Annotated in this window: 26 protein-coding genes; 14 read left to right on the forward strand and 12 right to left on the reverse strand. The window is 38.2% G+C overall.

The genetic code is table 11. From position 1 onward, the window contains the following. Positions 1-378 (forward strand): HEAT repeat domain-containing protein (locus tag XEN7305_RS29155; RefSeq protein WP_006511511.1); only part of this gene is annotated, 378 nt, incomplete at its 5' end. A 516-nt stretch (positions 379-894) separates the two neighbouring features. Here XEN7305_RS29155 and XEN7305_RS20915 read toward each other — a convergent pair. After that, positions 895-2,424 (reverse strand): TM0106 family RecB-like putative nuclease, encoded by a 1,530-nt coding sequence (locus XEN7305_RS20915; RefSeq protein ID WP_006511512.1) that lies wholly within the window; start codon positions 2,422-2,424, stop codon positions 895-897. A 114-nt stretch (positions 2,425-2,538) separates the two neighbouring features. On the opposite strand from XEN7305_RS20915, the gene XEN7305_RS20920 reads away from it, so the two are divergent. Next, positions 2,539-3,723: an aminotransferase class V-fold PLP-dependent enzyme gene (locus tag XEN7305_RS20920; protein WP_006511513.1), complete on the forward strand. Its 1,185-nt coding sequence runs from the start codon at positions 2,539-2,541 to the stop codon at positions 3,721-3,723. Between the two features lie 194 nt (positions 3,724-3,917). On the opposite strand, the gene XEN7305_RS20925 is transcribed toward XEN7305_RS20920, so the two are convergent. The 3 genes from XEN7305_RS20925 to XEN7305_RS20935 form a co-directional block, all read right to left on the reverse strand. Further along, positions 3,918-4,736, reverse strand: coding sequence for a sulfotransferase domain-containing protein (locus XEN7305_RS20925; protein ID WP_006511514.1), 819 nt, complete (start codon positions 4,734-4,736; stop codon positions 3,918-3,920). Between the two features lie 226 nt (positions 4,737-4,962). Further along, positions 4,963-5,301 (reverse strand): hypothetical protein, encoded by a 339-nt coding sequence (locus tag XEN7305_RS20930; protein WP_144053338.1) that lies wholly within the window; start codon positions 5,299-5,301, stop codon positions 4,963-4,965. Between the two features lie 222 nt (positions 5,302-5,523). Continuing rightward, positions 5,524-6,735, reverse strand: coding sequence for a NupC/NupG family nucleoside CNT transporter (locus XEN7305_RS20935; RefSeq protein ID WP_006511516.1), 1,212 nt, complete (start codon positions 6,733-6,735; stop codon positions 5,524-5,526). A gap of 179 nt (positions 6,736-6,914) precedes the next feature. Between XEN7305_RS20935 and XEN7305_RS20940 the strand changes: the two genes are divergently transcribed. The 4 genes from XEN7305_RS20940 (at position 6,915) to cysS (ending at position 10,030) form a co-directional block, all read left to right on the forward strand. Beyond that, a complete protein-coding gene (locus XEN7305_RS20940) occupies positions 6,915-7,541 on the forward strand; it encodes a 7-carboxy-7-deazaguanine synthase QueE (protein ID WP_006511517.1) in 627 nt (208 codons plus the stop codon). 58 nt (positions 7,542-7,599) lie between these two features. Further along, complete coding sequence (locus XEN7305_RS20945) at positions 7,600-8,034, forward strand: hypothetical protein (RefSeq protein ID WP_006511518.1); 435 nt, start codon at positions 7,600-7,602, stop codon at positions 8,032-8,034. An 11-nt stretch (positions 8,035-8,045) separates the two neighbouring features. After that, positions 8,046-8,480 (forward strand): NUDIX domain-containing protein, encoded by a 435-nt coding sequence (locus XEN7305_RS20950; RefSeq protein WP_006511519.1) that lies wholly within the window; start codon positions 8,046-8,048, stop codon positions 8,478-8,480. A 101-nt stretch (positions 8,481-8,581) separates the two neighbouring features. Next, positions 8,582-10,030, forward strand: coding sequence for a cysteine--tRNA ligase (gene cysS, locus XEN7305_RS20955; protein ID WP_006511520.1), 1,449 nt, complete (start codon positions 8,582-8,584; stop codon positions 10,028-10,030). Between the two features lie 36 nt (positions 10,031-10,066). Here the strand turns inward: cysS and XEN7305_RS20960 are convergent, their stop codons facing one another. The 3 genes from XEN7305_RS20960 to crtE form a co-directional block, all read right to left on the reverse strand. Continuing rightward, positions 10,067-10,417 carry a DUF4870 domain-containing protein gene (locus tag XEN7305_RS20960; protein ID WP_006511521.1) on the reverse strand — a complete coding sequence of 117 codons (351 nt, stop codon included), beginning with the start codon at positions 10,415-10,417 and terminating at the stop codon, positions 10,067-10,069. Between the two features lie 98 nt (positions 10,418-10,515). Beyond that, positions 10,516-10,971 carry a divergent PAP2 family protein gene (locus XEN7305_RS20965; protein WP_006511522.1) on the reverse strand — a complete coding sequence of 152 codons (456 nt, stop codon included), beginning with the start codon at positions 10,969-10,971 and terminating at the stop codon, positions 10,516-10,518. A gap of 102 nt (positions 10,972-11,073) precedes the next feature. Further along, positions 11,074-12,006: a geranylgeranyl diphosphate synthase CrtE gene (gene crtE, locus XEN7305_RS20970; protein WP_006511523.1), complete on the reverse strand. Its 933-nt coding sequence runs from the start codon at positions 12,004-12,006 to the stop codon at positions 11,074-11,076. A 105-nt stretch (positions 12,007-12,111) separates the two neighbouring features. Between crtE and XEN7305_RS20975 the strand changes: the two genes are divergently transcribed. The 5 genes from XEN7305_RS20975 to XEN7305_RS26985 all read left to right on the forward strand — a co-directional run bounded on the left by XEN7305_RS20975 (position 12,112) and on the right by XEN7305_RS26985 (position 17,838). Beyond that, entirely contained in the window at positions 12,112-13,278 is a 1,167-nt protein-coding gene (locus XEN7305_RS20975; RefSeq protein ID WP_238569015.1) for a glycosyltransferase, read from the forward strand. 552 nt (positions 13,279-13,830) lie between these two features. Then, complete coding sequence (locus tag XEN7305_RS20980; protein ID WP_006511525.1) at positions 13,831-15,957, forward strand: hypothetical protein; 2,127 nt, start codon at positions 13,831-13,833, stop codon at positions 15,955-15,957. 248 nt (positions 15,958-16,205) lie between these two features. After that, the gene (locus XEN7305_RS20985) at positions 16,206-16,814 is read left to right on the forward strand and encodes a sigma-70 family RNA polymerase sigma factor (RefSeq protein ID WP_006511526.1); all 609 of its coding nucleotides are present in this window, start codon (positions 16,206-16,208) and stop codon (positions 16,812-16,814) included. A 65-nt stretch (positions 16,815-16,879) separates the two neighbouring features. Beyond that, the gene (locus XEN7305_RS20990) at positions 16,880-17,275 is read left to right on the forward strand and encodes a hypothetical protein (RefSeq protein ID WP_006511527.1); all 396 of its coding nucleotides are present in this window, start codon (positions 16,880-16,882) and stop codon (positions 17,273-17,275) included. A 98-nt stretch (positions 17,276-17,373) separates the two neighbouring features. Then, the gene (locus XEN7305_RS26985; protein ID WP_006511528.1) at positions 17,374-17,838 is read left to right on the forward strand and encodes a Spy/CpxP family protein refolding chaperone; all 465 of its coding nucleotides are present in this window, start codon (positions 17,374-17,376) and stop codon (positions 17,836-17,838) included. A gap of 149 nt (positions 17,839-17,987) precedes the next feature. Here XEN7305_RS26985 and XEN7305_RS21000 read toward each other — a convergent pair whose 3' ends face one another. From XEN7305_RS21000 to XEN7305_RS21010, 3 genes are all read right to left on the reverse strand, one after another. Next, entirely contained in the window at positions 17,988-18,125 is a 138-nt protein-coding gene (locus XEN7305_RS21000) for a photosystem II reaction center protein K (RefSeq protein WP_006511529.1), read from the reverse strand. Between the two features lie 116 nt (positions 18,126-18,241). Beyond that, positions 18,242-19,348, reverse strand: a complete 1,107-nt coding sequence (tgt, locus tag XEN7305_RS21005; RefSeq protein ID WP_006511530.1) for a tRNA guanosine(34) transglycosylase Tgt — start codon at positions 19,346-19,348, stop codon at positions 18,242-18,244. An 18-nt stretch (positions 19,349-19,366) separates the two neighbouring features. Continuing rightward, the gene (locus XEN7305_RS21010; RefSeq protein ID WP_006511531.1) at positions 19,367-19,813 is read right to left on the reverse strand and encodes a hypothetical protein; all 447 of its coding nucleotides are present in this window, start codon (positions 19,811-19,813) and stop codon (positions 19,367-19,369) included. Positions 19,814-20,018: 205 nt separating this feature from the next. Here XEN7305_RS21010 and cobS point away from each other — a divergent pair, with 205 nt between their 5' ends. Together cobS and XEN7305_RS21020 are read left to right on the forward strand one after the other, a co-directional pair. Continuing rightward, positions 20,019-20,819 carry an adenosylcobinamide-GDP ribazoletransferase gene (gene cobS / locus XEN7305_RS21015; protein ID WP_006511532.1) on the forward strand — a complete coding sequence of 267 codons (801 nt, stop codon included), beginning with the start codon at positions 20,019-20,021 and terminating at the stop codon, positions 20,817-20,819. Between the two features lie 131 nt (positions 20,820-20,950). After that, the gene (locus tag XEN7305_RS21020) at positions 20,951-22,354 is read left to right on the forward strand and encodes a cell wall metabolism sensor histidine kinase WalK (RefSeq protein ID WP_006511533.1); all 1,404 of its coding nucleotides are present in this window, start codon (positions 20,951-20,953) and stop codon (positions 22,352-22,354) included. Here the strand turns inward: XEN7305_RS21020 and XEN7305_RS21025 are convergent. Both XEN7305_RS21025 and XEN7305_RS21030 read right to left on the reverse strand, forming a co-directional pair. Further along, positions 22,351-24,777, reverse strand: coding sequence for a dynamin family protein (locus XEN7305_RS21025; RefSeq protein WP_006511534.1), 2,427 nt, complete (start codon positions 24,775-24,777; stop codon positions 22,351-22,353). The genes XEN7305_RS21020 and XEN7305_RS21025 overlap by 4 nt on opposite strands. A gap of 103 nt (positions 24,778-24,880) precedes the next feature. Continuing rightward, on the reverse strand, positions 24,881-25,648 hold the full coding sequence (locus tag XEN7305_RS21030; RefSeq protein WP_006511535.1) for a 4'-phosphopantetheinyl transferase superfamily protein: 768 nt from the start codon (positions 25,646-25,648) through the stop codon (positions 24,881-24,883). A gap of 171 nt (positions 25,649-25,819) precedes the next feature. Between XEN7305_RS21030 and XEN7305_RS21035 the strand changes: the two genes are divergently transcribed. Continuing rightward, positions 25,820-26,014, forward strand: coding sequence for a hypothetical protein (locus XEN7305_RS21035; RefSeq protein ID WP_006511536.1), 195 nt, complete (start codon positions 25,820-25,822; stop codon positions 26,012-26,014). Positions 26,015-26,036 lie beyond the last annotated feature (22 nt).

A 26,036-nucleotide genomic window follows, 5' to 3' on the forward strand; every position in this document is an offset into this window, starting at 1 on the left:
ACCGCTGTCTCCGAATTAGCCAAGGGTTGGAGAGAGCATCCTGATACCTTACCCATCCTCCAACAACACGCCCAATCTGATGATAATAAGTATGTCAGAAGTACCGCTGTCTCCGAATTAGCCAAGGGTTGGAGAGAGCATCCTGAAATGTTTGAATTTCTGGCAAACTGTGCAGTTAAAGATGTTTTTGTTCGTGAACATGACTGGGAAACTAACCCTCGCCAAACTGCTTTAGAAGGAATTATTCAATATTTTCCTAATCATCCTCAGACAAAAGCTTTATTAGTAGAGCGCTCCGAAAATGACCCCGATGAACAAGTTAGAGAGTTTGCGCAACAAGCACTAGAAGAATTATCTTACACGACTTGGCAAAATTAAGTTAATTGAGAAGTCAAAGGTTTTAGGTGTTTGGTGTTAGATATTAGGTAAATACCAAAAAACGATAAATTCAGCAATGATAGAGAGAAAAATTCTTCATATCTAAGATATTCTCCAATCTAAATCAAAATATTACTTTTTTAACCTAAAACCTACTACCTAAAACCTAACACCAATCCTGACTAGACCATAAAATTGCCAAGTCGTGTATCTTAATCAGAAGCTCTACAAAAAAATCTTTGCTAAAGCGAAATTTAATTGCTTTCAAACTATATTATTTTAACATTTATTAACGAAAAAAATTAATTCTGGGAGGGTCTTGGAATTAGTTTTAACCTGTGATATTATTATTTTCATAGTGGAGATATTGACGTTTATTTATGAGAGTCACCACTTCCATTATGAAGAATTAAAATTAGCCTACCACTCGGCGATCGCCATTGTCAATCCTTATTTACTAAAAGCAACATTAGCCAAACATAAGCGATTGCACATAAGTGAGATTAATAAAATCTTTTATAAAACTTGATATTTCTGAGACTCTGCTAAAAAATTCTCCAGCCAATATTTTAAATAATAAGTCGCATAACAATCATCCTCGTTGTAACTCAGAATCGCATCCAACAAAGAACTATCTTGCGATCGCAACCAGTCGTCATACCAACAAACACATTGATCACCACCAGCTTTGGCCTCCCGCCAAGAGAAACCAAGCCAATTGGCCAAAGACTTCAAGGAATAACTTTCCACCGGCAAAACCACAGTAGTAGTCACCCAATGATGAATATCTACACAACGATTTAGTAAAGCTTTAGTTTCTCTGTAGGGCGTATTATATAAAGCAGCAAGTCTTTTGATCGTATCTACTTCGTAATCAGAAAAATGGAAAATAGGCACATTGGGATGGGCCATCACAAACTCTAAAAACTCCTGCCAAATCTTGGCTTCTTGGTCAACAGTTTCCGCTAAAAAAGGATAAAACTCCTCCGTATTATTCACTCGATCCACCGCCAAAATTCCCAAAAGATAATCTAGATTGCGATCGGGTTCAGCTTCAATATCAAAATAAAACTCGATCGCATGGGTTGGCAGATGACGGTTATTTTGGAGATTATAGCTACTTCTAATCAAAGGAGTTTCCAGCAAAAGAGAACGAACTTGTTGTTGCAGTTGACTCGTGACCTCCTTGCCAATTTTTTCTGCCATTTGACTAGGATTAGCCTTTGCGATCGCATCTAAACTATCCAAACCCATAGACAAGAGAGATTCGTAACGTTTGGGAGTAATACCAGGAACTAAAGACAAATGCTTCTGGGATTTGGCATGCTCATGACAAAAACTATGCCAATGACATAAACTGCATCGCTGTCGGGAAATAAAGACTTCTGGAGTTTGGCGATGAACCAACATCTCAATGCAATCATTAACAATGTCGTACATCCTGGGCAGCCAATATTCTAAATTAATTTGATAATCATTTTGCTGGCGCAGAATTAAGGTTGATGTATCGGGTAATTCCCCCGTAATTGCTGCAATTATTTGGGCATGATAGGCAGCTATTAACTTATATTCTGGCTTGGGACGACGACCTAATTTAATATTGAGAGGAAGATAGGTCCAATCCCCAAAAATAGACTTTCCTGGTTGCTTAATTAACAAAGTCGGGTCGGCAATTAAGGTTACATCTTCTGAAGCGATGGGAAGAATCATCTCATTGATAATTGAGTTTTCCGAATCAACTAAGCTAGATTGCCAATCTGATAACTTAATATGTAGTCTGCCCCGATAAATACATTCAACTCCTTGACTCATCAACTCCAAAGTCTGTTGCGATCGCAGTAACCAATCTTTTTTACTAGCTTCTGGCTGCTGATAAACTAGCGATCGCTCCTTGAGGACTGTAGCTACATGATGTTTGTTTTCCCGTTTGAGTTTGAGGAGAAATTCTTTGGTCGGTTCTCGATCTTGATGAGATCCATATACTTCGAGGAAGGTACGACGGCGACAACGCTTGTAATTGAGTAATAGTTCGTCAGTTAACAACATCAGGGAAGGGATGAGGGATGAAGGATGAGGAATTGGTGCAGAGAAAGTTTAGTTGAGTTTTAACATACTATAAGTAAGTACTGTTTACTGTTAACTGTTAGCTGTTAACTGACTATGACTGATCCCTTAAGAATAACTATAGAGGAACAACGCCAGCAATTTCCAGGTTTACTGAATAAAACCTATTTTAACTTTGGTGGACAAGGAACTATGCCCAATGGCTCATTAGATGCCATTATCGAAGCTCATAAATATATGCAAAAGGCTGGCCCTTTTTCCATAGAAGTTAATAATTGGATTCAAAAACAAGTTGCCTTAACTCGCAATGCGATCGCAGACGAATTAGCGACCACTGCTGATAGGATTACTTTGACAGAAAATGTTACTGCTGGCTGTAATATTGCTCTTTGGGGGATAGATTGGCAACCAGGAGACAGTATTTTACTAACTGACTGCGAACATCAGGGTATTATCGCGACAATTGAAGAAATTGCCCGCCGTTTCCAGCTAAAAGTCGAAGTTTGCCCCATTCTCGCAACTCTTAATCGGGGAAATCCCACCGAAGTAATTAAGGAATATTTAACACCGCAGACTCGTTTAGTTGTCCTCTCCCATTTACTTTGGAATACAGGACAAGTTTTACCCCTCACCGAAATAGTCACTGCTTGCCATAGTTACAGCCAGAGTAAACAGCAAATTCAAGTTTTAGTCGATGCGGCTCAATCCGTTGGCTCTCTGCCGCTAGATTTACCGGAATCTCAAGTCGATTACTATGCTTTTACAGGTCATAAATGGCTATGTGGCCCTGCGGGAGTTGGGGGATTATATATTAGTGAAAATGCCTTTGCCACACTTAACCCAACTTTTATTGGTTGGCGCAGCATTGACACCGATACCCAAGGGCGTCCTCAAGCTTGGAAAACTAATGGTAAAAAGTTTGAAGTGGCTACTTCTTCTTTTCCTGACTACGAGGGCTTAAGAGCCGCGATCGCTATTCATCAACAATGGGGTGATGCGATCGCAAGATATCAAAAAATTTGCCAATTGAGCAAATATTTATGGTCACAATTACAAGCAATTGACGGTCTCATTTGTTTAAAAGATTCACCACCAGAGGCCGGTTTAGTCTCTTTCTATATTGAAAATCAAGACAGCGATCGGGTAGTCAGAAATCTTGAAAAACAAGGCTTTATGCTCAGAACCCTAGCCAATCCTTATTGTATTAGAGCTTGTGTCCATTACCTTACCTTGGAAACTGAAATTGACAATTTAGTCACTGTCTTAAAATCCATTGTCTAATGATATTTTTTTACTGGTGAGAAACAGTAAATCTTCACTTGAGGGAATAGGGAATAGGAAATAGGGAACAGTTTAAAGAGAAAGTTGTATCTCAAAAAGATTTGGTATTATTTTCTTAATTACTCACTACTTATTACTTATTACTTATTACTTATTACTTATTACTCATTACTCATTACTTACTCATAATGGCACTATTTCCAATCAAAACTCATATTTAGAAATTTTTCCAATTGTTGATTGCTTTCGTGGAAATATTCATTAAGTTCCATTCTTTTTTCTACTGTAATCTTGGGATAATCATACTTATTTGCATATACTTTTTGAGTAAAATCAATATTTGTTTTGTCAGGAATATTGAGAAAAGAGAAAACTTTTTTTCTCAGTTTTATTGGTTCAGATATTAGATCTTCATATCTAATAATTAACCATTGTTGCTTGTTCGGAAAAACTTCCATCCATGATTTAATGCCATGAATATATTTTCCTCGGTTTAAATATTTGCCCGAATGCGTAAAATCATTAATATCTAAAGCCTCCTCCAAAGAGCAATTTTCATTCTTCGCCGTTTTTGCTCGATGATAATAATCTGAAACAGCTCTATCTATAGGATTTCTCAACGATACTATTAATTTTACATTAGGAAAATGGTTTAATATTCTCCTAGCGGCTTGCTCATTTCCCAAATACCCAGGACTAGCTTCTCCTGTTAAATATGACTTTCCAGTACGAATGTTTTCTCTAATAGGATAAAAATGAGATAAATACCATTCTATTCCCTTACTATAATGAGTGGAAAAAAAATGCATTTCTTTTCTCACACAGGGAATGACTTGTGGGTGTTCGTTGATATAGCTATAAATTGCTGAGGTAGCTGATTTTTTTGTCCCAATAATTAAAAAATCCGGCCCCTTAGTTTTGCAACTAAATTCTCGCTCTGTTGTTTCAACCATAGCTAGATCTTTTTCCCCGGCACTCTTTACCATGCTTTGCTCATCTACTTTTATTGACATCTATTAGCCTCTTACCTTTGAATTCTATTTATAGCAATTCTTTCTACTCGTAAGGTAAAGCAAATCCAAGCTTTAGGTAATCCGGAATGGGAAATTGAAAACAGGGAACAGGGATCAGACCCCGCGTAGGCTACAAGCTTACGAGAACACTGAACAATAGAGGAGTAAAGGGTTTAATCAATCTGTATTTCCATGTCTAAACTCAAGTTTTAAATGTGAACGAGATTTAACTAAAAAATAATCTTCCTAGGGTATCTTTGTAGAAAAAATAAGAATCCCAAAATATATAGCTATACATAGCCACTAGCAAAATAGTAACAGTAAGTTTAACTTTGGTTAATTTCATCGCGCTGACATAGGCCAACCAATAGATTAAAAAAGGAGTTCCCAAATAGAAAAAGATAATATAACTAACAGATTTAATAAAAAGTTGTAAAGATAAGAATTCTATTGCATCAGAAACCCTTGTCATCAAAACTACTAGGAATAAACCGATGATAAATTGACATATGTTATTGGAAATAAGCGATCGCAATATTTCTACTGTCTTTTTGTTCTGATTCATATTCTGGGCACATTCCAAGTTCAGTAATTGTCTGAAACTTTTTGTAGTTCAACAATCATTTTATGGAATTATACCTAGATAATAATACTGAATTTTTAAAGCTTTTAAGAAATCATCACGATAAAATGTATCAATAGTTGATCTTGGAAAAGAGTAAACCAGATCAATAGAGAAAACATATAGCGATCGCCAAAGAAAATTGGCTCTAGATTGGATTTAATATCACAACAACATACCTGTGATACAAGCAGTCATAAAACAAGCGATCGAGCCAGCAATCAAAGCTCGAACTCCTAATCTAGCTAAATCCGACTGACGAGAAGGCGCGATCGCACTGATGCCGCCAATAATAATCCCAATCGAACCAATATTAGAAAAACCACAAAGCGCATAGGTAGAGATAACTTGTGCTCTTAGAGAAATCGCAGAGCTGGCAATCAACTCTTTGAGATCTAGATAGGCCACAAACTCACTGATAATAACCTTCTTGCCTAATAGTACTGCCACTGCCTGACAATCGGCGATCGGCACGCCCATCAACCAAGCAACAGGAAACATAAGATAAGACAATATCCATTCTAAAGAAAGGGCAGGCAATCCAACTTGCGATCCCAACCAACCCAAAATGGCATTTACCAAAGCCAATAATCCTAGAAAAGCAATCAACATTGCCCCTACATTGAGAGCTAGCTTCAACCCGTCCAAAGTCCCTGTAGTAATTGCATCGATCGCATTGGTCGCTGTTTGTTCTACTTGAGTCAACACTTTTCCCCTAGTTTGGGGCTTTTCGGTCTCAGGATAAAATAGTTTAGAAATTGCCAAAGCTGCAGGTGCCGACATCACAGAAGCTGAGATCAAATGCTCAGCTGGGATACCAAAGGAAATATAAGCCGCCATCACTCCCCCTGCGATCGTGGCAAAGCCCCCCGTCATCACTGCATGAAGTTCCGATCGCGTCAGCTCAGGTAAATAGGGTTTAATCATCAAGGGTGATTCAGTCGAACCAACAAAAATATTGGCCGCACAACTGAGAGATTCTGCCCCGGAAGTTTTCATCAAACGCATCATGCCCCAACCCATCACAGCAACAATACGTGGCAAGATATTATAGTAGTAAAGTAAAGAAATAAAAGCAGAAAAGAAGATAATCGTCGGTAAAATCTTAAAAGCAATAAAATGTTCGGTAAAACCATCACCAAAAACTAATTTTGCCCCAGCATCAGAAAAATCTAGAAATTGACTAACAAGATTGCCCAAAAACTGAAAAACTGCTAACCCAAATTGGGTTTTGAGAATAATAACTCCTAAAAGCAACTGCAAACCCACGCCCCAAAGAACTGTATTCCAGCGCACTGCTCGCCGATTGTTTGAGCCCAAATAACCAATACCAATGAAAACTAGTAAGCCCAATAAGGAAATAAAGCGATCGCTCATTGTAATTAAAAATTGAAAATTGAAAATTGAAAATTGACGGGCGAACCCGCGCCGCCGAAAGGCGCAAGGGAACGCGCAAGTTTGAAAATTAATATCTTTATTAGTTTGAAAGATTTCCTAAAATTGAACTAGAATCCAGGAAGCATCAGTAACTATAGCACTTCTTTCAAACCCCAATTATGTCTGGACAAAATGCGATCGCCACAAACAATAGAAACTACCCAATAGTAGAAACTTTTCATTCAGTGCAAGGAGAAGGTTATTGGACTGGAGCCAATGCTTTTTTTATTCGTCTTGGGGGTTGTGATGTGCACTGTCCTTGGTGCGATACTAAAGAATCTTGGAATCCCGAACGCCATCCCCAATATTATGTGGCAGATTTAGCCAAGATAGCTCAACAAACCAAAACCGAGATCGTGATCGTTACAGGTGGAGAACCTTTAATGCATGATTTGTTGCCCTTAACCACAGCTATTAAAGAACTAGGTATGGCAGTTCACCTAGAAACTTCTGGCGCCTATCCATATACTGGTAGTTTTGATTGGGTAACCTTTTCCCCCAAACAATTTAAATCTCCCCATCCTAGTATCTATAAACATGCCAATGAAATTAAAGTTGTGATCACTAGTGAATATGATTTGAAATGGGCAGAGCAACAGTCAGCTTTAGTACCAACCCAAACTTTAAAATATTTACAACCAGAATGGAATACACCCAAAAGTAAGGAAATTATCTTCAATTATGTGCGCAATAATCCTCAATGGCGCATTAGTCTCCAAACCCATAAAATGCTGCATATTAAATAAGTAAAAATTCGGGGAGAATGGGAAATATAAATTATCCCAATTTGTTCAGGATTGCTGTATGTTTTTGCTTAATCAGAAAATTGGCGGGCCAAAGGTAAATAAACTTATTTATTTCGCAATCATAATTGGTCTCAATTTTAGTCTGACAAGTTGTAGTTTTCCAGATCCATTAAATATAGTTAATAGTACCCAAACAATTCCCATTAATACAATATCACTAGAAGCGAGGCGACTTGCGATCGCAAACAAAAAAAAACGTACAACAATATATGTTACGGGCAAAGTAATTAAGGTCGCACCATTGTTGGGAAAAAATGCTTATCAAATTCAGGATGATACAGGTAATATTTGGGTAGTTACAGCAGTAGAATTACCCTCTGTAGGTCAAAATATATTTATTAAATGTAAGATTAAATCTCAAAATTTATCTTTAATCAGTCAAGAAACGGAAGAATTATATTTAGTTGAGATAGAACGTTTAGATAATTCCTAGTAGAAAAAATTATGGTTCGAAATCCTCCTGTTGCAGCAATGGCAATTCTTTATCAAGACAATAAATTTTTAATGCAATTACGAGATGATATTGAAGGTATTCTTTACCCTGGTCAGTGGGGATTTTTTGGAGGACATTTAGACCCAGGAGAAAATCCTGAAGTAGGAGTTAAAAGGGAATTAATTGAAGAAATCAATTATGTAATTGAAAAACCAAAATTTTATAAATGTTACGCAGATCACAAAGCAGAACGCTATATTTTTTATAGTCCTTTGACTGTTGATATCAATGAACTGGAACTGAATGAAGGATGGGATTTAGATTTGGTTCCAGTAGAGAATATTCAACACGGATTTCATTATTCCGATAAGCCGAACATGGAAAGACCTCTAGGCGATATTCACCGTCAAATCTTGTTGGATTTTATGTCTTCCCACAATGTCTAACGGATTACTGATAATTAGTTAACTGTATAGATGTTGACTTGTCCACCTATCTTCCCTAAATTGTTAATTGCTTGCTGCGATCAAACTTCTGACCTAAAATCATGACTTTAACAGTTTATAACACCCTCACTCGCCAAAAAGAAACTTTTCAAGCTTTAGAAGCTAACAAAGTGCGGATGTATTGCTGTGGCATAACAGTCTATGATTATTGCCATTTAGGCCATGCTAGAACCTGTTTAGTTTGGGATGTAGTACGCAGTTATTTCGAATGGTTAGGCTATGAAGTTAACTATATTCAGAACTTCACTGACATTGACGATAAAATACTAAATCGCGCGAAAAAAGAAGGAACATCAATGGAAGATGTTTCAGAGCGTTTTATTCAAGCATACTTTGAAGACATGTCAAGAATGGGAATTCGGCAAGCTGATGCCTATCCCCGCGCGACTCATACTCTAGATGGCATTAAAAGATTGGTCGCAGAACTTGAGGCCAAAGGATTTGCCTATCCGGCCGATGGTGATGTTTACTATGCAGTGAAAAAATTTTCCGATTATGGCAAGCTCTCAGGTAGAAAACTAGAAGACATGCAAACAGGAGCCAGCGGTCGAGTGGACACTCCTGAAGCGGAGAAAAAACAAGATCCCTGTGATTTTGCCCTTTGGAAAGCGGCCAAAGAAGGTGAACCTTCCTGGGATTCCCCTTGGGGTGCGGGTCGCCCTGGATGGCATATCGAATGCTCTGCTATGGTTAGGGAGCGATTGGGAGAAACCATCGATATTCATGTTGGCGGCAGTGATCTTACCTTTCCTCACCACGAAAATGAAATTGCCCAATCCGAAGCTGCAACAGGTCAATCTTTGGCTAATTATTGGTTGCATAACGGAATGGTGAAAGTTGATGGGGAGAAAATGTCGAAATCCCTGGGAAACTTCACCACAATTCGGGATTTATTGGATAAACCTGTGGATGCGATGGCCATGCGGTTGTTTATTTTACAAGCTCATTATCGCAAACCCGTTGATTTTACCAATGAGGCGATCGCAGCTGCCACTAATGGTTGGGAAACTCTCAGGGAAGGATTATTATTTGGCGATCGCTTTGGTCAAGATTTAGGATTTACTGACTCTGCTACTATTGCAAAATCTGAAGAAAGCGAATTGATTCGACAAAGATTTAAGGATGCAGTGAACGATGATTTTAATTTTACTGCGGGTCTAGCAGTCTTGTTTGAAATGGCTAAGGAGTTACAAAAGGAAGGTCATATCATAGTCCATCAAAGAAAAACGGCAACAGATCCCCAAAAGTTGGCCACTCTCTGGTATACGTTAATAGAGTTGTCAGCAGTTTTAGGTTTTAAAGCAGAATTAAAAGAAGAAACAGTTAATGATGGTCTGACTGATGCTGAGATTGAGCAATTGATTGAGCAACGCGCCGCTGCCAAAAAAGCCAAAAATTGGGCAGAATGCGATCGCATTAGGGATGAACTAAAAGACCAAGGCATTAGTCTTATTGACACCAAAGAAGGTACTACTTGGCATTCTGTTTAGTCATTTTGCCCCAAGATCTTCAATCATCAATTTGAACTACAGTAAGCGAAAAACAAAAGGATAACGGAAAGGCTTTTCCGTATTTTTAAGGCAGAATATGATAGCCCAAATCGACAAAACCCAAGTATAGATGAACCAAATCGGTGCCAAAATTAACCCCAATAGGCCCAGGGTTATAAAAGATAAAACCCCAATAATAATCCCCCCCAACCAAACATTGAAATGGAAATTAATTGCTTCTCTAGCATTTTCCTTGACTATATAATCATCGGAAATCATGAGAATTGCGATGGGAATCCCTACTGCAATGACTGTAGCACTGATGAAAATGGAACCATGAGAAGCTGCCGAAAGCAATTTGATTTTATCTGAAGAGTTAGCTGTCATCTATCCTCCTTAGGACTAGCAACACAATATTATCTTATCTTTTCTCTATGGTTTGTCATAGTGAAGATTACTTTGCTTTTATGGTTATGTTTTCCGAACTAAATTATACGAGAAGAAAGCATCGCGATAGTAATTCCTAAAGCTAAACCAACGACAACTTGAAAGGGAGTATGTCCCAATAACTCCTTTAATTTTTCTTCATTTAGATTATGCTCATTTTGAAACAACTCATCAGTTATCTGATTGAGTATTTTTGCTTGTTTGCCCGCAGCTTGGCGAACGCCTGCAGCGTCGTACATTACGATTACAGCAAAAAGACAAGCGATCGCAAATTCGGGAGATGACCAACCAATAGTTTGACCAATTCCTGTAGCTAAAGCACCCACCAATGCAGAATGAGCACTTGGCATTCCTCCAGTACTAACTAGATAGCGAAAGTTAAGGCTGCGATCTTTGATTAATTCAATAATGACTTTCAATCCTTGAGCTGTAAAGCAAGCAAGAAGTGCAACCACCAAGATTTGATTGTGGAAAATTCCTGAAACCCCTTCCATAGTCTTTTAAGTTGTGAATAATAAACGAAAGTCTCTATTGCCAAATAATAAGCACCGCCATTGTACCTAATTAGGAATTAATTAAATTATTCAGTGAACAATTTAATGATTGCGAGTAACAATGAACTTCGCGATCGCTCTTAAAGGTTCTGCTGCTTCACCATAGGATGCCAATTGATCCAGAGCCTCAGCAATCAGTTTCTCAGCTTCAGCCTGAGATTTTTCTAAACCCCATAAACTGGGATAAGTGGCCTTCTGTGCTGCCAAATCCTTGCCTGCTGTTTTGCCCAATTGCTCATCTGTAGCAGTAATATCTAAAATATCATCAATAATTTGAAATGCTAAACCGATGTTTTGGGAGTATTTAGTTAGTTTGATAATCTCCTCAGCAGACGCTCCAGCTAAGATAGCCCCAGTAACCACAGAAGTTTCCAATAAGGCTCCTGTTTTATGAGTGTGAATAAAACTCAAAGTTTCAGCAGTAATGTCAGTTTTTCCCTCCGATTCTAAATCTAATACCTGACCACCAACCAATCCTTCTGCCCCCACTGTATTCCCTAAACGGGCAATCACTTTAATGATATTTTCTGGAGCCACATTGTCAGTTTTATTGGCGACATATTCAAAAGCATAGGCCAGTAGACCATCCCCGGCTAAAATGGCAACATCTTCACCATAAACTTTGTGATTAGTTAGTTTTCCTCGACGATAATCATCATTATCCATCGCTGGTAAATCATCATGGATTAGGGACATGGTATGAATCATCTCCAAAGCACAAGCTGTTGGCATTGCCATTTCAGTACTACCACCTGTTAATCGACAAGTAGCCAGACAAAGGATGGGACGAAGACGCTTTCCTCCCGCTAAAAGGGAATAACGCATCGACTCATAGATTTTCTCTGGTATTCCTATGGCAAGAGATTGATCTAGGGCGGTTTCTACTAAAGCTTTTTGCTCTTTTAAATAGCTATTAAGATCAAATGTAGTGGGTTTTTCTAATTGGGCTGTCGCTTTTTGGTCTGTCTTTACCATGATCAAAATGTCATAAACTAATCCTGGTCTAATTATCGCTTGTTAAGGTCATTAAACAAAAGGAGTTGCATATTGATATCTCTCGTTGTGATAGGAATTTTATCTTTGTCCTTATTAATTTGGTTGTTCCTCTTATTGTTTTGGGGTCAGTTTTGGCGTGGTCAGGTTAATTTAGATCTTTGCTACCCCTTAGTTGCTAACGAACAAGATACCTATAATCAGCAATATCCTAATGTTTGGGCGATTGTCCCAGCAAGAAATGAAGCGGAGGTGATATCTGATAGTCTTAGTTCTCTTTTAAAGCAAAATTATCCAGGGGAATTCAATATTGTTTTAGTTGATGATCAAAGCAGTGACCAAACCATTCCTGTTGCCCAAGAAACTACTCAAAACTTAAATTGTCTTGACAAATTACATATAGCTAAAGGGAAAAATCTACCTGCTGGTTGGAAGGGTAAAATATGGGCGATCGCCCAGGGAGTTGATTATATTTCTGCTCAAAATATCAAACCTGATTATTTTTTGTTAACTGATGGTGATATTCAACATGACCAGCATAATTTACAAAAGTTGGTGGGCTTTGCTGAAGTTAAACAATTAGACTTGGTTTCCCTAATGGTGCTACTGCGATGTCAGTCCTTCTGGGAAAAGTTATTGATTCCAGCTTTTGTCTTTTTCTTTGAGAAACTCTATCCCTTTGATTGGGTTAATAACCCTCAAAAATCAATTGCAGCAGCAGCAGGGGGTTGTATTTTGATTCGTCGCCAAACCCTAGAAACTATTGGGGGAATTGCTGCGATTAAAGATGCTCTTATTGATGATTGTAGTTTGGCTCAAAAAGTCAAAGCCCAAAATTACAAAATCTGGTTGGGATTAACCTCTACCAATATTAGTCTGCGTCCCTATGATGATCTTAAGAGTATTTGGGACATGGTAGCTCGTAGTGCCTATACTCAACTAGATTATTCTGTTTGGTTATTGATCACTGCGGTGATCGGAATGATTATATTATATTTGAGTTCGCCGATCGCTCTAATTATAGGTATAATTTACCAGAGCTTTGCGATCGCATGTTTCGGAATGGGTATTTGGCTCCTTATGGCGATCGCTTACTTCCCCACAATAAAGCTTTACCAACTCTCTCCCTGGTGGTGTTTCACCCTCCCCGTGATCGCATTTCTATATGTTCTCATGACGGTCGACTCTGCTAGGAAACATTGGTTAGGACAAGGAGAAAACTGGAAAGGAAGAATTTATCAAAAATCAGACTAGGGAAAATCACCTCGTCGAGTCTCCGGCTAACCAAATACTTAGTTTGTTTGAGCTTTCCCAAGCATCATTTTCGGCTGCATGAATATTACAAAAATGTATTCAGATGGTAATATTACTCTCAATTTTCTAATTCTTGAAACTAATTTTTGGTGATTTATTTGGCCTTTGGCTTACAACATTTAGATCCCAATTATTATTTCAAAAAAATATGTCTACATCCAGGATGTATAAGTTTACATCTATTGATTACTACTCTAATACAATTAGACTAAACTCTGGAGAATATTTATTTATTATTTTTTATTAAAGTAGAACCACATCATTTATTAAGTTTATATTAAGTTAAGTAATATTAATATTCTCTCTTAGTCTAAAGAAGAATACCTATCGTTAAGAATGTATCTATACAAATTAAAGGAGTTTTTCTTTATGAATTGGCTTCCATTAAAGAGAGCTGTTGCAATACTCTCTTCGAGCCTACTAATTTTCGTTAGTTGTATATTTGGAGTTACGAGCTTTCCAGCACCTGCCTATGCAGATGTTTAGATAGGTGTGCCAATTTCTTTTGTAAGTGGATATGAAGAAGTTAAAGTTAGCTCTCAAGAGCTCGTCTATGCCCAAAAATACTTTGACTTCCCAGCGGATGATGATGTGGTGATTGATATAAGAACCCAACAGATGCTGCCTGTTCCTCACTCTGTCTCTAAAGCTTTAATCAAGAACGCCGCAAAAAGAATATCTATTCCTGTTTATTATCGCAGTCCGGGAAACGTAAATGTATTTTTTGATGATGAACATCGAGATTCAGCTATTCATTTCGATAATGGTAGTTCTGCTTCTAGAGGTTCTCATGACATCATTCTTGTCAGCTTAGATTACGGCGATTTTGCTGTTTACCTTTTTGATTCTTTGTTCCCAATCAGCAGTAACATTCCTGAAGATATTCCTGGAGGAGCACCCAATGCTAGCTTGGCAGATGCGGCTGTTTTTGCTTGGCAGGAATTTATTGCTCTCAATTGGCCTGCTGTAAACCAAAATGATATTGCAGGTCAAACAACCACCCGCGATAAAGCTGCGACTAACAAGTTATTTGGTCAGTCCTTTAGTGATGAATATACTAATCCCTTGGTCTGGGAAACCTTTCGAGGCAAGTTGGAGATATATCCCGGTAAAGGAAGTGGTCGTTCTAATTTGGGTAAGCCAACCGCTTACAACATAGCTCCAGATTACAATTGGGAATATTCTAGTGAGGTTCTTCCATGCTCAGGTTCAACTCCAGCAAAACCTGCCTGGGTTAACCTAGATGAAACTAATGAAATTGGTCGAGCCAGCATGTATGCGGGAATCGTCAATCCCAACCCTGGTGCAAAACCTAATGATGCAGGTGTCTATCCCAAACAGCAGTTTTTGTATGTCGCTAAAGCCAACCATGTTGAATATAATTACGCAACCAAAAATCGAGGTGGAACCTATTGGAACCTCGCAGGTGTACCTCAAGGTGTGGCGACAGCAACTAGAAATTTCATTGGTGACAACCATAAATATCCTCCTTCAGCTAGTTCGACATGCTCCAATACTGACACCTGCGTTAGTCTGCCCAATGGCACCATCGAGCTCAAAAGTGCTTGGCGTCAGTTGAACTCCGGGGAGGAGAGCGAATTTTACACCGCTCCTGTTCGTTATTATCTGAAAGAGGATGATGGCAGTACTTGCTATGTTCAGACTAATAGTGGTTGGGGTATGGCAGCATTGCACATCAATCATAAAACTCCGAGCGCACCCTATTTCACCTTCGCTACTTTTGATCAAGTCAATAACATTGTGACTAATAATGGTAGTCCAGTTGAAAATCCCAATGGGGTAATTATTGCTAATCAATCAGCTGACCCTACATCTCCTAATATTGTCGAAGTTAGTTCTATTCCCTCCAATAAGGATCAAACAATTGTTTACGAAGTGGCTGCTAAGAGTGCTTCAGTTCAACAGGTCTTTGATCCTTATCTAAATCCTCCCACAGGATATTCGACAACTCATGACATAAAAGATAAGAGTCTCTACTATCGCAATACTCCAGAAACTAAAGAAGATGTTGCTGGATCTTTACTACCTCAATTCCCAATTACGATTAACAAGCGTCAAATTCCAATTCCTGAGGAGGTTATTGCAGTTAACGCTTTAGCTCATGATGCTATTGCAAATTACAACCTGGAACATAACTTAGACAACTCTCCTTGGTTGAACTACAGACTTATCAATGTTCAATACAAGCCTCTAACTAAGGCTCCTGGTGTTCGTTATACAGGGGAAAATCCTGGTGGTTACTATCTGTCGAATGATGTTGTTGAAACAGACTATAACTTGCAATTCTTTAGTGGTAAATTCTATCTAAAAGGGAAGAAGCTTATTAGTCAAGGGTTAATCACCGATTATGCCCCACCAGGTCAGATCCCTGCATTTGGAGATTCTAAGACTGGGCAGTTCTTCAACGCCTTCAATGCTGGTCAAGGCTTTACCTCAGCTGGTTGTATGGGTTGTCATGGTGTGGCTGCCAACTTTGGTGCAGATTTCAGTTTCATTCTTCTTAATTCTGGACGAACTCTTGCACCAGAAGCGATCGCAGACTCTGAGGTATCTGCTATTAGAACTCAGCAATTATTTGATGCTCTAACATTGTATTAGAACTCAGCAATTATTTGATGCTCTAACATTGTATTAGAACTCAATAAATACTTGTTTAAATTAGGTGTTAGATTCAAGTAAGAAGTTATTCCCAAAAATCTAGCGTCTAATGTTTTTTGGCGGCAGATATCCCACATTCCGCAAGATGAGATTCCCTAGTTCTCCTCAGCTTCTTAAAAAATATTGAACCAATATCTTCAGTATCTCGTCTAAAACTATAACCAAAATACTTTGCAAAACTTTGTCAGGTGCTAATTAGCGATCGCATTGCCTCAAAAAGAGTCCAATCTACTGTATTGAATGAATTAGATTTAGTCTTGCGTTCCCAACAAGGAGATAGTGAGAGTTTTCGCGCGTTGTATCAGCTTTATCGGCAAAAAGCTAGTTCTACCTTGTACCAACTCTGTGGTGGCTTCATGCTTGATGATTTGGTACAAGAAGTTTTTATCCGGGCTTGGAAAGGATTACCCAAACTCCGAACTCCCAAATATTTTTCCACCTGGTTCTATCGCATCTGCTGGAATGTCGCGACTGACTATCGTAGAAAATTGGCTCGTAATGCAGCTAAGTCCAAATCAACCTGGGAACTAGAAGCGATCGCTCAAGAAGGTATCTCGCCTCACATTGATAAAACATCAGATTTAATGAGGTTACACTATCAAGATGTAGTCAAAAGGGGGTTGGAGCATTTGAGTTTACCTCATCGTGTAGTTTTAGTTTTACATGATTTGGAAGATATTCCTCAGCAGGAAATCGCTCAGATTCTTGAGGTTCCTGTAGGTACAGTCAAGTCTCGCCTATACTATGCCAGAAAGACCCTGAAAAATTTTCTCCAACAACAAGGAATATCCATTTAAAAGATGCCTTTGGAAGTTATCAGTTATTCTATTTATTAACCAGTAATGAAAGATAAATCCTAAAAATGAAAAAGTTTTTTCAAGATGATGAACAGGACTTGATCGCTTTTTTGCATCAACATCGTCCTCTTCCACCAAAGCAAAATTCCCATTTGGAAAGTCATCTGATGGAGTTAGTCAATCAGACATCTCAAAGGAATTCTCCGGAAAATCACCTCAAGCTTATAACAGCTTTTTCTGGAACAATTGTCCTGGGATTAGCAGTACTCTGGAGTGGCAGTCGTTGGAGTCAACAGACACAGAAAATAGCAGTTGATCAGGGCATGGTTGAGGCATTTTTACTTAACAGTTGGGAGAATACAGTTAATGAACATACTGTTTTCTTTTCTAATGAACAAGAAGCCGATTGGTTCTTTTCCCACACTGAAAAATCTCCTCAAGTTCTATCTCATTCTCAGTAATATTCTAAAGGTATTCTAGAAATATTTTAAATTAAAATAACGATGATTAATTATTTACTATCGGTTTCTTCAAGCATAGATATTAGTACATCACCTAAATGAGAATTGCTACATTATTGATTACTGTTTTTAGCTTTTTTAAAACAATTCCCTGTTCTGCAAATGCTAGTTTTCCAATTCAAAATTTGTCCAGAGAATTATATTCTTCATGGTTGATTGCCGAAAACCATCATTCTATAGATCATGGTGGTTCGAAAATAACTTTGTTTCAGCAATTAAATTTGACTGTTAATCAACAGGAAAAAATAGAAAAAATACATCGTTTTTATTATCCCAAAATTATTAAACTAAAAAAACAACTAACTGTCATTAAAGAAGAACTGACGAATATGATGTCTAGTACAGAATCAGCAACAGTAATTCGGATTAAACATCAAGAAGTATTAGAAATTCGTCAAAAATTGGGGAAATTACAGTTAGAGACTATGTTGGAAACAAGAGAGGTTTTAACTTTAGAACAAAGACAAAACTTTGCCGAACTTCTCAGGGCCAAACAGCCATAATTGATAATTTAGATTTTTAACTGGAAAAATTGCTTACAAAATACCAGTGATCTATGAGCGATTATCAATATGATATTACTGAGTAAGCGATCGCAAATCACTGGTAAGTGTTTTTAAGATAGTTTTGATTTTGTTTCAATACCAAAGCTCTATTTGAATCCCACTGAAGCTTGCCAAACGAAAGCAAGTAGCAGAAAGAACAGAGGGATTAATGGTAATGCATCAATCAAAGGGCTGAACGCTTGATAAGCTTCAGGCAATTTTGCTAAGAGCATTGCTGCTTCCATAAATCTAGATACCTTCCTAAATTTTCTTTAAAGATAGTAGCAATATTATCATGAAACGTTTCGTTGAATTAGGTTTTAGGGGTTAGGTTGTAGGTTTTAGGTTTTTAGTTAAGTTCTCAATCAACATCTATCCAATGGGAAAATTGGCTGACAAAAGTATCATTGAAGATGGCTTGGCGGATTTGCTGAGTAAAGCGGATTAATTCGGTTATATTATGCAGGGATAATAAAATATAACCCAACATCTCTTGCGATCGCACTAAATGATTCAGATAGGCACGGGTGAAATTGGTGCAAGCATAACAAGGACAAGTTTCATCAAGGGGCTGATAATCTCTTTTATATTGGGCATTCTTAATATTAATTCTGTTTCCCTGAACTAATGCTGTTCCATGACGACCAAAACGGGTGGGAATTACACAATCAAATAAATCAATACCTGAAGCGATCGCCTGTACCATTTCCCGATAGGTCCCGACTCCCATAAGATAACGAGGCTTATCGACAGGCAACAACGGTGCCGTATGTTGTACCGTGGCATTAATTAACTCTGGAGCTTCGCCCACACTGACTCCTCCGATCGCATAGCCAGGCAAATCCAAGGCTGTTAACTCTTCTACGGCTTGCGATCGCAAATCGAGATGAATTCCCCCTTGAACAATCCCAAACAATGCTTGAGTCTTAGGATTCTCATGAGCAGCAATGCATCTTTTTAACCAACGATTCGTTCTGTCAGTCGCTGCGGCCACTTCTTCTTGACTAGCATCACTAGGAGGGCATTCATCAAAAGCCATAATCACATCCGCACCCAAAGCATTCTGAATTTGGATCGAGCGTTCTGGAGTAATTTCGATCATGTTGCCATCTCGGGGGGAGCGAAATATAACTCCTTCCTCACTGATTTTTCTCAACTCACTCAGACTAAAAACTTGAAAACCACCAGAATCTGTCAAGATTGGCTTATCCCAGGCCATAAAACTATGTAATCCCCCAGCCTCGGCAATAATATCTTCTCCTGGCTGAAGATGAAGATGATAAGTATTGGCTAAAATCATTTGTGCCGAGGCATCTTGCAACTGTCGAGGAGTAATTCCTTTAACCGTGGCCAAAGTTCCTACTGGCATAAAACGAGGCGTTTCTACTATGCCGTGGGGAGTAGAAAAAACTCCCGCCCGAGCTTGAGAATGATTGCAATTAGCTTGAAGTTGAAACGAAAATCCCACTATAGATTAATCTGCTCTTTAGAATTCATCATCGTCAAATTGTACGTCTAAATGGGCAGATAATACTTCGGTCATCATTGCTTCGATAGTTGCCGTATCGATGGTTTTATCCAAACCACGTTCTGGATGGGTTCTTGAGATAGGAATCAATCGCAATTGGCGATTATCTTGTACTAGATTAAAACAGGCTTGATCCTGTTCAGATTTACTAAGTTGCAGAAAATCAAAACTTTGAATGTTGATATATAGATTATTATTAGCTACTAGAGTAGACTGTTTAGGATCATTGAACACCTCAATCACACAGCCTTGCCCTTCACTTTGTACCTTGTCATCAAGTGTGTGAATATAATAAACTCGGCATAAGTCATTTAGTAATCGTTTAATGTCATCTTTATTGACAACAGTACCAATATCAACAATGCAAGGTGCGGGTATCTGTTGGGGTCGAGAGTGCTGATTCATAGCAAGTACAATTTTGATACTTAAGGATAGAAATACTGAATCGCGCTAAGACACACGATTTGATTAATTAAAGTAGCCTATGAAACAATATTAACTCAATAATTCTCAGGGAATCTATGAAATTTGACGAGCGATCCAACATCGGCGTTAGACGTAAAGGAGCGCACGAGTCTCAACTACCTAGTAATTACTTCAAATGTAAACTATGATTTATTTTTGGCAAGGGAAAAAACACGTAGTTCGTTCTTTTTGCAGTGCTCTAGTCTTTTATTCTATCATTCCCTTACCCCAGAGCTGGACTGTCGATTGGTCACGTATCGCTCGTTGGGCAAGTTTTATTGGCCTGCTACTAGGGTTTTTATTGGGACTAGGAGATATATTTTTCCAATATTGTCAAATTCCTGATTTGACTCGTAGTGCCATGATTGTCGCGATCTGGGTTGGCCTTACTGGTGGCTTACATTTAGATGGTGTGATGGATACGGCTGATGGTTTGGGCGTGGGCGATCGCGGCTCGCAAAGCGGATCTCTTCGAGATCGCAGTTTAGAAGTCATGAAAGATAGTGCCACTGGAGCTTTTGGTGCGATAGCAGGGATTATTATTTTATTGTTAAAAACTGCTGCTCTTAGTGAAATTACTGATCATGTATGGCTTGTTTTGGCATTAGTTATGAGTTGGGGTAGATGGGGTCAGCTGTTCGCGATCGCTTGTTATCCCTACTTAAGAGAACAGGGTAAAGGTGCATTTCATAAGTCAAACATTCAACTACCCCAAGATATTTTAGTCGGTTCTTTACCTTTGCTAGTTTGTCAGGGAATTTTAATATATTTAGAGCCTGAATTTTGGTTGCAATGGTTAGTGGTTTTGGTCGGTTGTGCTGCGATCACAATTGCCACAGGATATTATTTTTATTATCAACTTCAAGGTCAGACAGGAGATACCTATGGTGCGATCGTCGAATGGAGCGAAGCTTTAATTTTATGCTTATTTACAGCAATCTTTTAATATTAATTTCCTCATCCTTCATCCTTCATCCTTTATTTAATTCCCAGGACTTTATCAGAAATTTTTCAGAATAGTTAGCAAAAATGGGATTAAAGATAAAATTTTTTCTTTTAGGCTAATTAATATATTTAATGAAATTACTCTCCTCTAAATTAGATCCCACGTCTCTTAAAGTTCGTCTTACCTCTGGTATTGCAGCATTTTCGGCTATTGGCTTGGGAGGGTTAGCAGTTTGGACTAGTGTGCGAATGCAACATATTCTAGTATCTACTCATAAGGAAAATATTGTCTATATTGCTGAACGCTTTCCCCATGATGTAGAAATCTATAGCGATATGGTTTCACTAGAAGAAGGCGCACAAAGGGCGATTGATAATCTTTCTAATGATAATAAAATACTCTGGATCAAAGATAACAATAATGTTGTTAGTGCCAAGTCGAATAAGTTAGAAGATGAAGCGATCGCGACCAAGCTTTTATCTTTAAAGAATGTCCCGCCAATTCCTCAGGTTCAAGATTTACGAGGTGATTATTGGTTGCTTTGCGCTACGCCTTTAACCGTAAATGGAGTTACTCTGGGGGAATTTTATATTGCGCAGGATATTACTAGTGATCAGATTATGTTTTTGAATCTGATTCGTAGTCTGATTATTGCTACTCTTATTGCGATCGCAACAATGACAATTACGATTGCTTTTTATATCAATCGTTCGATGAAGCCATTAAAGCGCATTAGTCAGATCACCTCTAATATTTCGGCTGATAAGCTAAATGAGGCTCAAATTCACCTTGAAAAAGCACCTAGTGAAGTCAGAGAATTGGCCGATACCTTCGAGCAAATGCTAGAAAGACTCGCTCAATCTTGGGAACATCAAAGACAACTGCTCAGCAATGTTTCCCACGAATTACGTACTCCTTTAACAATCATTTCTGGCTATCTCCAAAGTACTTTACGTCGAGGAAGTAATTTAACTGATATCCAGCGAGAAGCCCTAACCACCGCATCTTCGGAGGCAGATCGCACCGTTCAACTGTTAAAAGATTTACTAGACCTAGCTAGAGCGGATAGTGGGGCGATTCATTTCCAAAATGAAAAAATTTTACTTAATGATCTCATAGTCGATGTGGCAGAGATGGCTCAACAATATAGCGATCGTCATATTAATGTTGAAGCGCCTAATAAATCGATCGCGATCGAAGCCGATCTCAATCGTCTCAAACAAGTGTTACTGAACCTAATTGACAATGCAGTCAAATATTCTGAACCAGGCACAAATATAACAGTAAAACTCTGCTCCAAAAATAATGATGCGGTAATTGCCGTATGCGATCGGGGAGTGGGTATTCCGCTGCAACAACAACCTCGTATTTTTGAACGTTTTTATCGCATTGATGAAGCTCGTAATCGTGCAGGAGGAACAGGTTTAGGATTATCTATCGTCAAGACTTTAGTAGAAGGCATGGGCGGCAAAATCACTGTGCGTTCCCAGCTTGGGGAAGGCAGCACTTTTACTGTTTGCTTCCGAGAAGTCTAAGATAAGAACTTTCCTGTGAGCTGAAGATAATCATCAGTTTTTTGTAAATAGCTCTTGGTTTCTGGCTCCAATTTATTGAGGTTCTGAATTAACTCTTCTCTTTGCTCTAAAGACAGTAAATGGTCTGCTTGGGCCTGTTGTAAATTTTCTAGGTACCCGTTGAGATAATTATCTAGTCTGCCAAAAAACAGCTCTACTTGATCTTTCAGATTCCCTTCAAAATGCTCGACTATTTTGATTTTAATATTTTCCACAAAATTATCACTACTGACATTGATAGTTGCGACAACTTCTTCTAGGGAAACAGTGTAATAATTTTCCTTCTTATAGGGCTTTTGATAACTTTCTGTAGTATAAAAAGGTACAACTCCAAACCAATAGTACCAAGCTCTTTTTTTGACAACTCTTTCGTCAAAATCACCCTCTATTAAATGGGTATTTTTCTTGATCAAACTATTCTTATCAAGATTTAGGCTTTCTTGGATATTAAGATCGGGAATTGGCAACTCCAGGGATATTTCAAAGTTAGCTTGCAGCCTTCCTTTGGCTCGTTTGATGATGGGTTGAGTTTCTTTAGTTAACAGTTCTATCAAATTGTGATTTGTCTGGGATATTTCGGTTTCGATATCTTTGCGAGTTGATAACATCAGGTTTTCAAATCTTGCTTTCGCCCAGACAAGAGTCTTCTGAGTAAAGGCTTCTGCTTGTTGCTCTGTTTTAAAAGGGATGATTCCTGAAGTGGTATTTTCCAAATTTTCTTTGAGTTTTTTGGTAATCCATTTGGGAAATAGTTCAAAATCACCAAGGTTGGTTAATAATAATTTTCGAGCTTGCATATCAACCTTTTTAATAGCATCTCCTTCTTGGTACTCCGCTGCCGTGAAATAATCTTCTAGGGTAATTGTTGCTTGGTTTTTGAGACTGACAAGAATAATTTCGAGATTATATTGGAGACGATTTTTAATTTCTTCAATTTGTTGTAGGTTATTACGGCAGGATTCTAAATAGGCCAAATCCTTTTCTAAAGCTGTTATTTCATCCTGTAGTTTGACTGCATCTTGAGTAATGGCATTACTACGTAGACTAATATCATCTTTGAGCTCTAGCAATCGATAGCGACTGAGATTTAATGCCGATAGTAAACAACGAGGAGCTGCTGTTTCCATTAAAGATGCGATCGCTTTTTCTAAGAAAGGAGCAAAACCCGATTTTTTCCATAACTTAAGGGCTTTTTGCGCTAGAAACTTTACTGTAACATCTTCAATTTCTTCATCCCAATCAATACCAAAAATTTCTTGGGCCACGGTTTCTAAAGACTTAATCTCTAAGAGTTTGATTTTGGGATTTTGCTGGACTTCTAGCAGAAACTGCGTAGCGGCAAAAGCTCGAATTGCTGAGATTTCAAAAACCCGCTCACTAATATTATCCTGACTTAATTCTAAATCTGCGGCGACAAAGTTTTTAACTTGCTCTGTTGTCATGTCTCCTTTACGACGCTGATCCACTTTATTGACAATTACGTAGAGATTATCTTTGCCAATTAATTCTAAAATCGGATTAATTTGTCGTTTAATAGTTTCGGCAGCTTCGTTATTGAGTTGAGTATAATCGAGCACTACTAAAATAACCGAACTACGGCGCAATTGCTCTTCAACTACTGCGGTTAGTTTAAGGCTTTCTCCTGCCTCATTAGGGCCAGGGGTATCGACAATAACTAAATTGCCTAATGTTCTGGCTTGAGAAGTTCCTGAAATACCCAAAAATGGGGTGGTAATTTGGGGAATTTCGGTAAATTTTCCCAAGGGATCTTTTAAAGGCTCGATGACAGAATAAAGACGAATCAGATGATTAAGGCGATTTAAGGTCTTATTAATGGCGGTACGTCCGACAATTTTAGGCTCCAAAGGAATTTGTTTGGTTTTGCGGACTTCTCCTAGTAAATGCATTAAATGAGGATAACGAGCTAGTTTATCCTGTAAAGACTCAATGCCAAATTTATTGAGCTGAAGTTTCGTGTCTTGGTAAATTTCTTGGAAAATCTCAATTGCTGTATTGGGTATGGTTAGGATTGGTTCTTGAATATCGGTACTGAAGGTAATTTCTGTGGGTAATGTGGTCATTGCCGTAGCGCAACTTGGCAGCAGTTCTTGACCCGCGATCGCATTAATGATGGTTGATTTTCCTGCTTTCATCGGCGCTACGATCGACATTCTGAGCTGTAGCTCAGAGACATTGTGACTCGCCGCGGAGAACTGCTCTTGGAATTGACTATACTTACTCGGCGATTCGTTATTAACCAGGCTAGTTTGTGTATCACCGACGAGGGTGCAGATATCAGCTAATAAATCGATAACTTCTTGTTGTAAGTTTTCTATTTTTGGCTGCCTTTTGCGAGTTTTCGTCTTGGGAGTTGTATCAACCATCGAGAACATTGCTCAAACTATTTTTCCGAGTCTGGCATAGTTGCATATAATATAACCTCAGTAAAACTAAGGAAAAAAGAACAGCAAGTGAGGAATTATTAAATCACGAGCTAAGGTGAAATTCGAAAAACTTTGTAGCTATTGAATTAGAGATGTTTAAATTATTTTTTACAGCGATTGTCGCAACAAAGTTGTCTTGAGGAATAAAATTATCTATTAACCAATGAGGTCTTGTGTGGTGAGTTTTTTTGATAGTAACTAAACTTAGATTGCCATTCTGGTTTAAAGTGAATTCTACAGCATCCAAAGCTAATCCTGCTAGACCATCTCCTGTAGCTTTTAAAAAGGCTTCCTTTGCTGTCCATAACTGAAAAAATATTGTCTTTTGCTTTTCAGCTTTAGAGTTATTAATTAATTGTAATTCTTGATTGGTAAAGAAACGTTTTGCTAGTTGGCAATGGTCAACGTTATCTTTAATATATTCTAGATCTGCCCCAATTATTCTTTGGTTGGTAAAGGCATAAAGAGCTAAATTTTGTGAATGGGAAATATTGAACTGCAAATTATTTAGATTTAACGAAGATGCTAGATGAGGCTTTCCTCGATCACTATATTCAAAAACTACGCGATCACTTGGAATTTGCAGGTAATTGGCTAAAAGTTGTCTTAATATTCCTCTCCCTGCAATAAAGCGATCACAATGTTCTTGAAATCGAAAACGATGAGCACGGGTTATTTCATCTTCTGATAAACTATGGGCCAACTTTTTTATCAGAACTTTAGATAAATCCAAATCTGCTCGCCAAAGATGAATTTCATTGTTCAATAAGGTTAGTTTTTCTGGTGGATGATGCCAATTACGTTTTTTCATGAATTATTTTGTAATTCTTGTGACCGATAAAATATTTGCTTAGGATTACGGTTGGAATTAGAGGTAAAATTTTTCTGGAGAGCCAAATTTTATAATACAGGTTTTTTAGAATACTCATTACCTCGACAAAATGTGATCGCATTTTGCTGAACTCTTCCCTTAATTCAAGCTATGTTTGCCCAGTCCAAGAATAAAAAATATCGTCTCGAATATTCAGTGAAGTTCCGTCATCGAAACTCTAAAGAGATTCTTGAGACTAAAGCTTATATCTACGCAGATAGTAATCCCAAAACTGCTATCCCCAAACTTTTTCCAGGGTTAATTGTTGCGAGCTATGAGCTCACTGGGGAAAGAATTGAGATTTGATGCGGAACATGATTGGCTTGAA

This window comes from Xenococcus sp. PCC 7305, from assembly GCF_000332055.1.
In the GTDB taxonomy this organism is placed as follows: domain Bacteria; phylum Cyanobacteriota; class Cyanobacteriia; order Cyanobacteriales; family Xenococcaceae; genus Xenococcus.